The sequence below is a fragment of the Novosphingobium sp. Leaf2 genome, from assembly GCF_001421325.1.
In the GTDB taxonomy this organism is placed as follows: Bacteria; Pseudomonadota; Alphaproteobacteria; order Sphingomonadales; family Sphingomonadaceae; genus Novosphingobium.
The window spans coordinates 95,794-108,908 of sequence record NZ_LMJY01000017.1; the positions used below are offsets into that span (position 1 = coordinate 95,794).

Consider the following 13,115-nt stretch of genomic DNA (forward strand, 5'->3'; position numbering starts at 1 on the left):
TCAATGACCTTCAGGACGGCGCGAAGCTGGCTACCCTCTCCCGTGATCGTCCCATCAAAAGCGTGTAGCTGACCAGCGCCAGCGTGAAGCCCACGAACCAGGCGTAGACATAGATACCGGACCAGAAGCCGCCGACGAACCCGAAGCTGTGCGGCGCGGCGGCTTTCAGAAAGCCGGGCAGGTTGGGCAGCACGCCCAGGGCAAAGGCAAACAGGGCCGCCGGGTTCCAGCCGCCCCGATAGCTGTAGGCGCCGTGCTCGCGATAGAGGTCCGCCACATCGAGATGCCTGCCGCGAACCAGCCAGTAGTCGGCGATCAGGATGCCGGCGATGGGCCCCAGCAGCGCGCCATAGCCGGTCAGCCATGTGAAGATGTAGCCATCGGTCGTCGCCAGCAGCTTCCACGGCATCATCGCCAGCCCGATGGTCGCGGTAATGAGCGCGCCGGTGCGGTATGAAATCTTGGAGGGCGAGAGCGAGGCGAAATCGTATGCGGAACACACCAGATTGGCCGCGATGTTGCACGACACGGTATCGACCGCGATGACGATGAGGCCGAGCAGCACGAACGGCCCCGCCATGGTGCCCGCCAGCGCGACCGGATCCCAGATCGCATGGCCGTAGATGACGACGGTGGCGGACGTGGTCATCACGCTGATGAGGGCGATCAGCCCCATGGTCGGCGGCAGGCCCAGCGTCTGGCCGATCACCTGATCGCGCTGGCTGCGCGCGAAGCGGGTGAAGTCCGGGATGTTGAGCGCCAGCGTGCCCCAGAAGCCCACCATTGCGGTGAGGGTGGGCAGGAAGACGGTCCAGAACTGCCCTGCTTTCGCACCGCCCGGCGCAAAGGCCGAAGGCGCGGCAAATATGGGGCCAAGGCCACCCGCCTTGTCCAGGGCCCACCAAAGCAGGGCGAGGCAGGCGACAATCTTGAGCGGGGCGGTCCACGTCTCCAGCCGGCGGATGGTGTCCAGCCCCTTGCGCACGAAGAAAAGCTGCACCCCCCAGAACGCGAGGAACGCGATCAACTGGCCCGCGCCAATATCGACGAAGGGCAGCATCGTGCCGCGCAGGTCGGCGCCGGCGAAGATGCCCAGCAGGGTCAGCAATGCCTCTCCGCCGATCCATGTCTGGATGCCGTACCACCCGCAAGCGACGAGGGCGCGGGCCATAGCTGGCAGCCGCGCACCATGCGTGCCGAAGGAAGAGCGGACGAGAACCGCGAAGGGCACGCCATAGCGCGCGCCGGGGTGCGCGATCAGCAGCATCGGGATGAGGATGATGACATTGCCGAGGAGCACCGTGGCCGTGGCCTGCAGCGCCGACATACCCTGCTCGATCAGGCTGGAGGCCAGCATCCAGGTCGGCACCGCGACGATCATGCCCACCCACAGCGCCGCGAAATGATACCAGGCCCAGGTACGCTGGCTATCGCTGGTCGGGGCGAGATCCGCATTCCAGAGCGTGACGTCGTTCGTGTTCACCAGATACGCTCCCCAATGCTTCGTGATGACGGTGTGACGGCGTGAAATTGTATGATCGCGACCGCGAAAAATCCGGTTTGGGGCTACCCCGCTCACGGCTTATGCGGCCCGATTGCCCCCGACGTGCTGGCGGCTTTTCATCAGCGGCTGGATCTTCGTGCCGAATTTTTCGATGCCCTCCAGAAAGTCGTCGAAGGTGACAAGCACGCCCCCCGTGCCTGGGACGGCTGCCATTTCGTCCAGCATTGCCGCCACGTTCTCATACGATCCTACCAGAGTTCCCATGTTCAGGTTCACGGCTGATGTTTCATTGCTCATCTGGCGGGTATTCGTGGTGGCGGAGACATTGTTCGCGGCGCTCTGGTCGGTAAGCCACGCCAGCGCATCGAGGTCGGCGCCCCGGCGATAATGGTCCCACTTGGCCATCGCCGCGTCATCCGTTTCTTCGGCGATGATCATGATGAGTACGAAGACATCGACCGAACGCCCGGTCTTTTCAGTGGCGGCGGCAAGCCGGACATTGTTGCTGGCGAACGCCGTCGGCGTATTAACGCCTTTGCCGAAACAGAAGGCGTAGTCCGCCCATTTCGCGGAGAAGGCGAGCCCTTCGTCGGATGAGCCGGCGCAGATGATCTTCATGTCGCCGCGCGGGATGGGGGAGACCCGGCAGTCCTCCATCTGGTAATAGTCACCTTTGAAGTTCGACACGCCTGTTGCCCACAGGTCGCGCAGGATGGCGGCATATTCGTCCAGCATGTCATAGCGATTGCTGAAATGCCGGTCGCCCGGCCAAAGGCCCATCTGGTCGTATTCCGCCTTCTGCCAGCCGGTCACCAGGTTGATGCCGAACCGGCCGTGGCTGATCGAATCGATGGTAGAGGCCATGCGCGCGACGATCGCGGGCGGCAGGGTCAGCGTCGCGGCGGTCGCGTATATCTTTATGCGCTGCGTCACGGCGGCCAGACCGGCCATCAACGTGAAGCTCTCCAGATTATGTTCCCAGAACTGGGTCTTGCCGCCAAAGCCGCGCAGTTTGATCATCGACAGGATGAAATCGAACCCGTGGTGTTCGGCCCGGATCGCGATCTCCTTGTTGAGCTCGAACGTCGGCATATATTGCGGCGCCGTCTCGGAGATGAGCCAGCCATTGTTGCCGATGGGAGTGAACACGCCGATCTGCATTTCTAGTCTCCTCGCGCGGCCATGCCCGACAGCCAGTCGCGCACGATCGTGTTGAACTGGTCGGGACACGTGACGTTGCAGCCGTGGCCACCGGTGGGCATGCGGGCGATGCCGGAACCTGCAATTCCCGCATGCAGCCGGTCCGAACACAGGGCGGGAACCAGCACGTCGTCGTCAGCGACGATGACGAGCGTTGGGGTCATGATCTCGCCAAGGCGGTCGTCGATGTCGAAAGCCATCAGTGCCTGTGCCCGCGCGCGAAGCGTGGCGGCGCCCTGGAATGTCTCCACCTGTTCGGCCAGTTGCGCCTGGAGCCGGGCATCGTTGCGCGTGACCCAGTTTGCCGGAAAGAGAAACACCGGCTGGGCGCGGAAATAGGCTTGCGGACCGCCCTGTTCGAGGACGGCCAGCCGCATCTCGATGCAGCGGCGGAAATGGGGATTGGGCCGTGACCAGCCGTTGACCAGTATCAGGCCGCCCAGCTGTCCGGGCGACCGCAGGGCCAGGGCGAGGCCGGCGAGCGCGCCTGCGGCATGTCCGATGATGACGGGCCGCTCCAGCCGCAAGGCGTCGATCAAAAGAGCCAGATCATCAGCCAGAAAGTCCGCATCCACCGTGTCCGGCATTGCCCGGTCGCTGCGCGCCGTGCCGCGATGATCGTAGATGTGGACGCAAAAGGCGTGGGCCAAAGCATCGATGTTGGGATGCCAATAGTCTCCCGCGCCGCCCAGCCCTGCCGAAAGGATCAGCGCGGGCAGGGCGGGATCGCCATGACGCTCCCAGTATATGCCGGCGGTACGCGGCATTCAGGCGGCCGCCGAGCCGATACAGGCGACGCTCGCCACCTCGACCAGGCATTCGGGCCGCACCAGTCCGACCTGCACGCAAAAGCGTGCCGGCTTGTCACCGGGGAAATACGCACCATACACCGCGTTGATCGCGGGATAATCTGCCCAGTCCTTGAGGAACACATGGTTGAAGGTGACGTCGGCCATGGTCGCGCCGGCAGCCTCCAGCGTGATGCGCACGGACTCCAAGACATGCCGGGTCTGCGCCGCCGCGTCGCCGACGTGCAACACGGTGCCGTCCTCACCAAGCGCCAGCATGCCGGCCACGAAAACCATGCCGTTCGCCTTGGTGCCACAGGAATACGGCGCGATCGGGGTTGGGAACTGCGGCGGATTGATGGCTTCAAATGGCATGCGTGTGTCCTTCCGGGCTTGGTGTTTCAATGGCGTTGGCCTGGTGCGCCCAGCTGCAGAAGGCATCAACGGTGGACACCCATCCGAAGAACGTCTCGACATTGTAGAGCGTCGCCTCCTGCAGGAAGGCCGGGCCAAGATGATGCGTCGCATCGCCCAGCAGCACTCCGAAATATTCGAGGTGAAAGCCATCGCGCAGCGTGCTTTCGACGCAGACGTTGGTCGCGATGCCCACGAACACGAGGTTGCGGATGCTGCGCGAGCGCAGGACGCTGTCGAGCTGGGAGTTGAAGAAGGCGCTGTACCGGGTTTTAGCTACGCAGATGTCGCCTGGCTGGGGCGCCAGCGCATCGACGATCGCATAGTCCCAGCCCCCGCGTGCAAGCAGCTTGCCCGACAATTCGGGACGCCGGCGCATGGTCTTCAAGGCATTGGATTTGTGCCAGTTCGGAGAGCCGGGTCCGCCCGCCTCCACATAGTCCCGATCCCACCCGTTCTGCAAGTAGACGATCTGGATGCCGCCCGCGCGGGCCGCGTTCAGCACGCGGTCGATATGTCCTATGGTTGCCGCAGCGCCCGATATGTCGAAGCCGGCCAGATCGACATAGCCGCCCGGCGAGGCATAGGCATTCTGCATGTCGATCACGATCACGGCGGTCTCGGCATGCCTGATATCGAGGGGCTCCGGTCGGGCGGGCAGAACTGATTGCACAGACATGGGCACGCTCCTTTGAATCCCAAAAGCACTGCCGCCGGGCGGAAATGACGATGGGTTCGATCCTGGCCAACGTAGTGTGGACCAGAGGATATCGCCCACCCGCAAGGCGTTGCCTTCAAGGTCGAGCGGGACTGACTGGAGCAAGGTGCCCCATTTGCAGGGCGAGGATCAAGCTGGCGTGCAAGAAAAAGCCGCAGCGCTCTTTTGCAACCCGCGTAATGAAACCGCGCCACCCGGATTGGCGCCATAGCATGCGGCATCAGCGACCGGGATGTGGCGATCAAAGCCTGGTGCCTGCCGGGTCGCACCATGACGGCCGTCCGTCAGCGCCCCACACAACGGCTCTGCCGTGCCTGGATCGGCGCGGCGAGGAGGCGAGCAGCTGCCTGCCATGCCCCGACCACGGCACGACTTGGCGGAGTGCAGCCGTTTGGACCTTATCCGAAGCGAGGCGTTATCATCCCCGAACCCTGATCCGGCCATGGCAGGGTGAGCGGAAACGGGTCAGCGCCTGCCGGCTCCACGCGGTGATGTGGACTTATCATCATGAAAGGCCGGAACCTTCGTCGCGCCCGAAACAACGGCATCCGCTGCCTGCCTCTATGCCGGCTGGGCGCGCGCTTCGTTCTGCCTCACGCGTGATTCCTTGACGGTGAGGTCGGGACGGCGTTCCGCCGCCATTGCCGTCTCGATGCCGTGGAAACAAACTTTCCGCGCCAGTGCGGCGAACCGGTTGGGGAAACGAGCCACGTATCATCCGCAACCCAGCACGCATTGCCTTGGGTTTCAGGACAGGGAGATCGACGGCCAGTTGGCGAAAACGCCCCCGATTCGACCCTCCAAATCACCCGGACCAAGCTGGACGGGGGGTGTCACCGCAAAGCCGATGTTTGCTATGTTATGCATGATTTTCGGGGTTTTTCGAGCGCGCTATCGCTTGGAAACGAAGTGCCCTGGTGCCGCTTACAGGACTCGAACCTGTGACCCCCGCATTACGAATGCGATGCTCTACCAACTGAGCTAAAGCGGCGCGCCTTGTGGGCAGGGGCGGCGTTTACATGGGGGAGGGGCGGGACGCAATTGCCTTTTTCAAGCTTCGTCCGCGGTAGAGAGATCAGACGGTCAGGGCCGCCGGATAGTCTCCGACGGCCCCTCCCTGCTCGCACCTTCAGGGGGGCGCGGTGCGATCAGGGCATCAGCACGGCGTTGATCACGTGGATCACGCCGTTGGACTGCATGACGTTGGGGATGGTGATGCGGGCCTTGCCGCCCTTGGCATCGGTCAGCCACCAGCCGCCGGCCTTGTCCTTCCAGGCCGTCAGCGTTTCGCCTTCCACCGTGGTCAGCTCGGCCTTGCCGCCGTGCGCCTTGGCGTTGGCCGCGATGTCGGCGGCGGTGAGGCGGCCCGGGACGACGTGATAGGTCAGGATCTTGGTCAGCTGATCCTTGTTCTCAGGCTTCAGCAGTGTGTCGACGGTGCCGGCGGGCAGCTTCTTGAACGCCTCGTTGGTGGGCGCAAATACGGTGAACGGACCGGGGCCCTTGAGCGTGTCGACCAGGCCTGCCGCTTTTACGGCTGCGACCAGCGTGGTGTGATCCTTCGAATTGACCGCGTTATCGACGATGTCCTTGGTCGGGTACATCGCAGCGCCGCCCACCATGGGGTTCTTGGCCTGCGCGGCAGTGCCGCCGGCGAACAGCGCGGTGGTCATCAGGGCAACGGCAAATGTGCGTGATAGGGTTTTCATGTCGGCATCCTCGTCTCGCACCCCGATTTGTGGAATGCACCGGAAGATACGCACGAGAAGCCTGTCTGGATGCAGCCCGGATCAGATGCTGGCAATTATTCCCGTCAGCACCGGCTTGCCGCTTGGGCCGGGATGCGGCGCACTGGCGGGATCTTCCATCGTGATGGCAAGCGTGGCGCCATCGTGCAGGAAAGGGCGCAGCGCCGGACGGACGGTTAGAGGCACTCCCGCACCGGCCAGCAGGCCTAGCGAGCGAGGAACGCCGTCCTCGGGGATCACCCATAGTTCAGGGCTTTTCCCATGCGCCGCCAGCGCCTGCGGGCCAACCCGCAACAGCCCGGCCTTGGGATCGTAGGCCACCGCGATCCGCGCCGCATCGCTTGCTCCGGCCAACTGGGCGACGGCGACCGGAGCTGCGGCCGATATGGCAGGCGGGGCGGGCCGTGGCAGTTGGACGGGGTTGAACGCGATGACCAGGGCAAGGCACGCGGCCACGGCGCTGGCCGCCAGTGCGCCGGCCCGCCAGGCCTTGAGACGCGCGGCGATGTTCGTGACCGGCGCCGGGGCGGCCACGCCGATCCGGGCTTCCACCGCGTTCCAGACACGGAGCGATGGCTCGGCATAAGGAATCGCGTCGAGCAGCGGCGCAAGGCGCAGGCTCCACGCTTCCACGGCGGCGGCGAAAGCCGGGTCGGACAGGCACAGCCGCAGGGCCTGGGCCCGCTCCGTCCCGTCGAGCAGATTGAGCGCGAGTTCGGCGGCAAGCGCCTCGCGGTCAGCGTCCGGGCTTTCGGGCGGCACGTCAACCATCGCCCAGGCAGCCTTTGAGCTTCATCATCCCGCGCCGGATCCAGCTTTTCACCGTGCTCAGCGGGCTCTCCACCCGGTCGGCCAGTTGCTGATACGTCAGCCCGTCCAGGAACGTGCGGCGGATCGCGTCCGCCTCGTGCGTGTTCAGACCGTCCAGACAGGCATGCAGGCGCAGGCGGAACTGGTCGTCCTCCAGCAGGCGATCGGCCAGCGGCGCGTCATCGGCGATCAGCGCCAGGCTGGCATCGCCAGTGGGCGGGGCATGGCGTTCGTGCGCGCGCTTCCAGTCCACCGCCGCGTTGCGCGCAATGGCGGCAAGCCAGCTTATCGGGCTGGCCCGCACTTCGTCGAACGCGCCGGCGCGCCGCCACACTTTGACATAGACATCCTGCAAGACGTCCTCCGCAGCCTGGGTATCTCCACAGATACGAAGGCAGATGCCAAACAGTTTCGCGGACGTCATGTCATAGACCTGGCGCAGCGCCGATGCGTCGCCAGACGCGGTCTGGCGAAGGGCCGTACTCAGCCTCTCTCGCCGCTCTGCCTGATCTGCCCCACCCCGTTCGCCCATGCTTCAGTCGTGCCCGTTTCGGGGCTCTGGATCAATCCCGAACACGCCAACGCAGGCGACAAATTGCGCCTGGGCGTGCGGGAGTCGCAGCAGCCTAGCGGCGGGCGATGATGGTGTAGATCGGGCGCACCCGGTCGCCATATTTGAAGGTGTTCCAAGTCACGGTGCTGTTCTTGAAGCCCAGGATTCCCAGGTATTCCTGCACCAGAAGGGGCGGCAGGCGAAACCAGCCATCGTTGATGCCACCGGGCTTCGCGGCGCGCGGCATGAACCGCGGCGTGCGCCTGAACCGGCTGGCGATCCGTCCGTAAGGGGAGGTGTCGGACACGATCACCGCTTCGCGTGCCAGCCTTGCGCCGTTCTGCAGCGCCAGAAACGGGTCGCGCACATGCAGCAGGATGCTGCCGAAAACGGCTATATCCACCGGCCCGATTGAGCGCGGAATGTCGTAGACCACGCCGTTCACCATTCTTGCGCTGGATTGAAACGCTTCGTGGCAAAGCCAGTAGCCGTTGTTGATCCGGCGCAAATGCTGCCGCCGCTCGGCGCGGGTGGCGTCGTGGTCATTCTCGGCAAACGGCACGATGTCCCAGTCGTAGTCGTCCGACAGATCGAAGGACACGACCTCGGCCCCGGCCTGTTCGATATGGAAGCTGAGGATTCCCGATGCCGCGCCCACGTCCAGCACCCGCTTTCCAGCAAAATCGCAATGGCCCAGATAATCGTCGATCAAGCCGCGAAGGTCCCATTCGCCCTGCACGGTGCCGTGAGCGGGGATGTCCATCGTATGATAGAAGTAGCACTCATCGAGGGACGCGATCTTGCACGGGGCGGCGTAAGGCGATGCGATCGTAGATGTCTGGTCGACAATCGTAGTGGCATTCATGATCTTTTTCGCCTTAAAAGCATCGTTACGGGATCTGTCGGATAAAGGCCTAGCGCCTACCCGCATGGATGGCTGGCAGCCTATTCATCATTGCTGCGACACCTGCGTGACAAGGATCCGCGCGCATCGTGCCGGCGGTACGCCGCCATCTGCGGTCAGACCGGCGGGGCGGGCATCAGGCCCTCGATCGCACGGGCCACGGTGGCGATGTGTTCGCTCCAGGTCGGGTTGTGCCACGTGGGCAGGCGCGCCATCTGGGCGGCGTAGGCGGGGCCTCGCGCGGCATAGTCCAGAATGGCTGCTTTCCACCCCGGGCCGTCCAGCGGGTCGATATAGTCCGGCACGTCCTCGCCCACTTCGCGCAAGGCGGGAATGTCGCTGCACAAGGCCGGGGTGCCGACCGACAGCGCTTCGGCCACCGGCATCCCGTAGCCTTCCGCGAACGAGGGCATCAGCAGCGCGCGCGCGCCGCGCAGCAGGGCGGAAAGGCGCGCATCGGAACAGCCGCTCAACTCGTCCACATGGCCGCTAAGGGCCGGGCAGCGTTCCAGCATGTCGACGATCTGCTCGTTCTCCCAGCCCCGGCGACCGATCACGACCAGGCGCGGCACCTCTTCGGGCGGTAGGGTTTCGGCCAGATGCCGCCACAAGTGCAGCAGCAGGAGGTGGTTCTTGCGCGGCTCGATCGTGCCCAGACACACGAAGTAGGGGCGCGCATCCGGGCCGCGTTCGGGCGCGGCGGGGGGCAGCGCCTCAGTGCCCAGCAGCGCCACATGCACCCGCGCGTCGGGCTTGAGCCACGGTTGCAGCGAGCGGCCGGTGGCGGCGGAATTGACGATCACCGCGTTGGCAGTGGCGGCCACCGTCTCGATCCGGTGGCGGTGCAGCGCCGCGCCGGAGGGGCGGGCGTATTCGGGAAACTCTATCGGGATGAGATCGTGCACCAGGCACACGAACCTGGCCCTCTCGCGCGCCAAGATGCGGCGCACCGTGTCCATCTTCGTCAGGTGATGGGGCGATGCCTGGACGTAGACCTTGCCGGTACCCACCCCGCGCCGGGTCGGCCACAGCGCGATCAGATGCGGCAGGGCGGACAGCACCGAACGCTGGTGCGGGTTATCGTCCTGGCTGGACCAGCGGCGCTCCATCTCGTCCAGAAACTGCAGCGCGGCGCGCCGGTTCAGCCGTCCGTAGCGGCCGATGGGATGCACCGCAGCGAACGTCAGGCGATCGCCGTACAGCCCCAGCAGACCGCGCGCGTAAGCCATCTCCACCCGGTCCACCCCCGAAGGCGTGGAATAGCGCCCCCGTGAAATCAGGCGCGAAATGTCGAGGATGACGTCGGCCATGCGCGCTAACCCCTCCTTAACGCGGTCATAAGGCGTCCTTGCCAGCGCCGCAGCGGCGCCACCCAGCCCAGACGGTTGACGGCGGTGGCATTCGCCATGCGGCCCACCAGCACCTCGGGCGGGCAGGGCAAACCGCTCACCGGATCGAGATAGCGCGGGTAGAGGATCAACACCCCGGCCACCAGCGCGTCCAGCGAAAGCGCCCTGCCGCGCCGCTCCGGCACCGCGCCCAGATCGCGGGTCAGCCCCCAGCCGGCGTAGAAGGGGGTGCCGTGGCAGGTGACATCGCGCCCGCGCAAAAGCGCCTCGAAGCCGGTGAGCGAGGTGAGCACGTGCACGCCGTCCACCGCATCGAGCAGTGGCGCCATCCCGCCGCCGCGCATGATCTTGTCAGCAAATTCAAGGACCTGGCTGTCCGGAACTGCACCCTTGCGGTGTCCTGCATCCACGTCCGGGTGGGGTCGGAACCAGATTTCGGCGTCCGGCTCCAGCGCGCGAGCACGGCGCAGGAGGTCGAGGTTGGAAAGCCCCCCGCCCGCCGCCAGCATCGACATGTCGTCTTCTACCTGTGCCGGCACCAGGATGCGGCGGTGTCCGGCGTTGCGCGCAGGGATCGCCTTTGCCGCAGCATCCCCGGCCGCATATTTGCTGATGCCCGCCGCCACGATGGTTTCGCGCAACGCCCGCGCACGCGCCAGCAGGGCGGGGGCGAAATCGGTGGTGGACAGGATATGCTCCAGATCGCTGGGGCCTGAGGGGTCGAAGTGGATGCCGCTGGCGTCCACCACCACGGAAGATGGCGGCACCAGGTCCACCCCCAGCCCCGCTGAACGCACGAAGCCGTCCTCCACGCGCACCAGCGGCACGCTGCGCGCCTGTGCACCCGCGATCAACGCCGGCGAGACGCGCGAGGGCCAGATGGCGACGGCACCCCCGGCCTTTTGCGCGACCGCCAGGGCGCGGGTGGGGCTGCGGACCATGCGCAGGCGGCGCTGGGGATGCCATAAAAAGCGCTGTATCTCCGAGCGTTTCCACCAAGCCATGCCGCAGGCGACCGCGATCGGGCGGTTGGCGTCCAGCATGGCGCGCCAGCCGGCCAGTACGTCGATCGTCTCGTTCAGGCCAGCCGGTTCGCCAGTGAACGGGTTGCGATAGACCACGCCGGACACCGCCCGATACGCGAGGCAGTCGAGCATCGCGGAATCGCCGCCGCCGAATCGTCCTGGGGAGAGGATCCGCACCGGCACCCCGGCGATGCGCGCCAGGGCCACCCATTCATCGTCACCATGCGCCGCAAGGCAGCGCGCCTTGTCCAGCACCGACCACGGATCGACATCGCCGCGCCAGGCGCCGCCCTCCTTCGCCACCAGGCCCGCGAGCGCGCGCGCCATGTGCCGGTCCGTCGCGATCCACACCGCCGAGCGGCGATCAGATGCGTTCAATGCTTCAAGGTGGGCGGCAAGATCGCGCACCCGGCGCGGACGCAGCACAGTGCCGACGGGCTGGTCAAGCGCTGCGGGTTCGGCCCAGAACCGGCCACCAACCGTCGCCGCCCGAATGCGGGCGAACACGGCCAGCATTTCATCAGCCTCACCGTTGCCGGCAGGGCACTCGTTGGCGCAGGACACGCTGCCGTGCGCTTTTGGAAAGGGCGGGCTGCGCAGCAGGGGCAGGATTGCGCTCAAGGCCGCGTGCCCCATACCGGCACCGCCAGCGTGCCATCAGGTTGGCGTGTGATGAGCCCATAGCCGCCGGTCGGCAGCTTCAGGCTTGCAAGCGAAGCCATCGCCGTCGACAGTGCGGGATCCGCCAGCAGGGCGAAGCGCGCTGCGCCGTTGCTGGTGACCAGCAGCACGGGGCAGTCTGCCTGGTGAGCGGCAAACAGGGCGCGCCATCCGGCAAGGCGGCCAGGCGCATCGACCGTCCAACCCGGCGGCGCGATTCCGTGTGCATCCCACGCCGCCAGCGCGTCGGCACCGATGCGCCGGATCACGGCATCCTCGGGCTGGTTCTCATCCACCCCGTGATCGATCTCGCGCAGCCATTCACACGGCTCGGGCATGACAGGCGTGGGCTGCCGGTTGATGATCGCCTGCGCGGTGGCACGGGTGCGTAGCAGGGGCGATGCCAGCACTTTGGTAAAGTGCCATCCCACCTGGGAAAAGTGCCGGCCGAGGGCCTGCGCCTGGGCCTCGCCCGCAGGGGTGAGCGGCAGGTCCGTACGCGCGCCGATGCGGCGCGGCGTTTCGCCGGAAGCAAACGTGTTGCCATGGCGCACGATAACGAAAGCGGGAACGGGGGCAGCGGCGGTCATGGCAAACGCGCAGGTATCAGCCCGCGAACGGATCGCCTAGTCGTGCGATGGCATCCTCGGCGGCGGCAATGTCTGCCGGGGTATCTATTCCGGAAAGTGCATGGGCCGGCATCTCGACCTCTACCGTGGCAATCGTTCGACCGTTTTCCAGGAACCGCAGCTGCTCAAGTCCTTCCAGCGCTTCGTAAACGCCCGGTGGGGCTGCCGCGAACCATTCCAGCGCGGCCATGCGATAGCCATAGAGCCCCAGATGTTGCCACACCGGAGACATCGGTCCGGCGTCGCGCAAGGCCGCTTCATTGCGGATTGCTGGCAGGATGGATTTGGAAAACCACAAGGCGCGACTGTCCGCACCGCGAATGCAGGTGGTGCCGCTGAAGGGCGCGGTCTGCTTGTGCGCGCGCAGCCGGTCCAGGCGTGCCCAGTCCAGCTGATAGACCGGTGTTGCGACGTCCGCATTGCCATCGCGCAGCGTTTTGATCAGCCCTGACACCACGGCCGGCGGCACGAATGGCGCATCGCCCTGCAGGTTGATGACGATGTCCGGGCGGTGCGGGCACGCATGGGCCGCAGCGCAGGCGCGCGAGGAGCCGGAATCAAGGCTCGCGTCGGTCATCACTACATCGGCGCCAAGACCCTGGGCGTGATCGGCGATGCGGGGATCGTCGGTAGCAACGACAACGTTACAATCACCTGCACGTCGCGCAGCGGCCTGCGCGATCGCGACCACCCGTTCGAGGAGCGTGCGTCCAGCAATCGGTAACAATGGCTTGCCGGGCAGGCGCGTGGACCCATACCGGGCCGGGACCACTATCAAGGCAGTTGGGGTATCCGGCGCGTGCCTTTGTGGCA

The 13,115-nt window shown here is 65.7% G+C and carries 13 protein-coding genes and 1 tRNA gene; all 14 read right to left on the reverse strand.

From position 1 onward, the window contains the following. Positions 1–10 precede the first annotated feature (10 nt). Entirely contained in the window at positions 11–1,483 is a 1,473-nt protein-coding gene (locus ASE49_RS12055; RefSeq protein WP_056772622.1) for an NCS1 family nucleobase:cation symporter-1, read from the reverse strand. Positions 1,484–1,582: 99 nt separating this feature from the next. Then, positions 1,583–2,665, reverse strand: a complete 1,083-nt coding sequence (gene rutA / locus ASE49_RS12060; RefSeq protein ID WP_056772627.1) for a pyrimidine utilization protein A — start codon at positions 2,663–2,665, stop codon at positions 1,583–1,585. 2 nt (positions 2,666–2,667) lie between these two features. Next, positions 2,668–3,471: a pyrimidine utilization protein D gene (gene rutD / locus ASE49_RS12065; protein WP_056772630.1), complete on the reverse strand. Its 804-nt coding sequence runs from the start codon at positions 3,469–3,471 to the stop codon at positions 2,668–2,670. Then, entirely contained in the window at positions 3,472–3,867 is a 396-nt protein-coding gene (gene rutC, locus ASE49_RS12070; protein ID WP_056772634.1) for a pyrimidine utilization protein C, read from the reverse strand. It abuts the gene before it with no gap. After that, a complete protein-coding gene (gene rutB / locus ASE49_RS12075) occupies positions 3,857–4,585 on the reverse strand; it encodes a pyrimidine utilization protein B (RefSeq protein ID WP_056772637.1) in 729 nt (242 codons plus the stop codon). Before rutB ends, rutC begins: the two co-directional genes overlap by 11 nt. Positions 4,586–5,539: 954 nt before the next feature. Further along, positions 5,540–5,615, reverse strand: a tRNA-Thr gene (locus ASE49_RS12080). A 157-nt stretch (positions 5,616–5,772) separates the two neighbouring features. Beyond that, positions 5,773–6,333: a fasciclin domain-containing protein gene (locus ASE49_RS12085; RefSeq protein WP_056772640.1), complete on the reverse strand. Its 561-nt coding sequence runs from the start codon at positions 6,331–6,333 to the stop codon at positions 5,773–5,775. 81 nt (positions 6,334–6,414) lie between these two features. Continuing rightward, positions 6,415–7,143 carry an anti-sigma factor gene (locus ASE49_RS12090; RefSeq protein ID WP_056772645.1) on the reverse strand — a complete coding sequence of 243 codons (729 nt, stop codon included), beginning with the start codon at positions 7,141–7,143 and terminating at the stop codon, positions 6,415–6,417. Next, a complete protein-coding gene (locus ASE49_RS12095; RefSeq protein ID WP_056772648.1) occupies positions 7,136–7,714 on the reverse strand; it encodes a sigma-70 family RNA polymerase sigma factor in 579 nt (192 codons plus the stop codon). Before ASE49_RS12095 ends, ASE49_RS12090 begins: the two co-directional genes overlap by 8 nt. A gap of 94 nt (positions 7,715–7,808) precedes the next feature. Beyond that, the gene (locus ASE49_RS12100) at positions 7,809–8,600 is read right to left on the reverse strand and encodes a class I SAM-dependent methyltransferase (RefSeq protein ID WP_056772651.1); all 792 of its coding nucleotides are present in this window, start codon (positions 8,598–8,600) and stop codon (positions 7,809–7,811) included. A 155-nt stretch (positions 8,601–8,755) separates the two neighbouring features. Next, entirely contained in the window at positions 8,756–9,949 is a 1,194-nt protein-coding gene (locus tag ASE49_RS12105; protein ID WP_056772653.1) for a glycosyltransferase family 4 protein, read from the reverse strand. 5 nt (positions 9,950–9,954) lie between these two features. Continuing rightward, positions 9,955–11,634, reverse strand: a complete 1,680-nt coding sequence (locus tag ASE49_RS12110; RefSeq protein WP_327195761.1) for a capsular polysaccharide export protein, LipB/KpsS family — start codon at positions 11,632–11,634, stop codon at positions 9,955–9,957. Beyond that, a complete protein-coding gene (locus ASE49_RS12115; RefSeq protein WP_056772662.1) occupies positions 11,631–12,263 on the reverse strand; it encodes a histidine phosphatase family protein in 633 nt (210 codons plus the stop codon). The genes ASE49_RS12110 and ASE49_RS12115 overlap by 4 nt, the downstream gene beginning before the upstream one ends. Before the next feature lie 16 nt (positions 12,264–12,279). After that, positions 12,280–13,077, reverse strand: coding sequence for a 3-deoxy-manno-octulosonate cytidylyltransferase (locus tag ASE49_RS12120; RefSeq protein WP_056773210.1), 798 nt, complete (start codon positions 13,075–13,077; stop codon positions 12,280–12,282). Between the last annotated feature and the right edge of the window lie 38 nt (positions 13,078–13,115).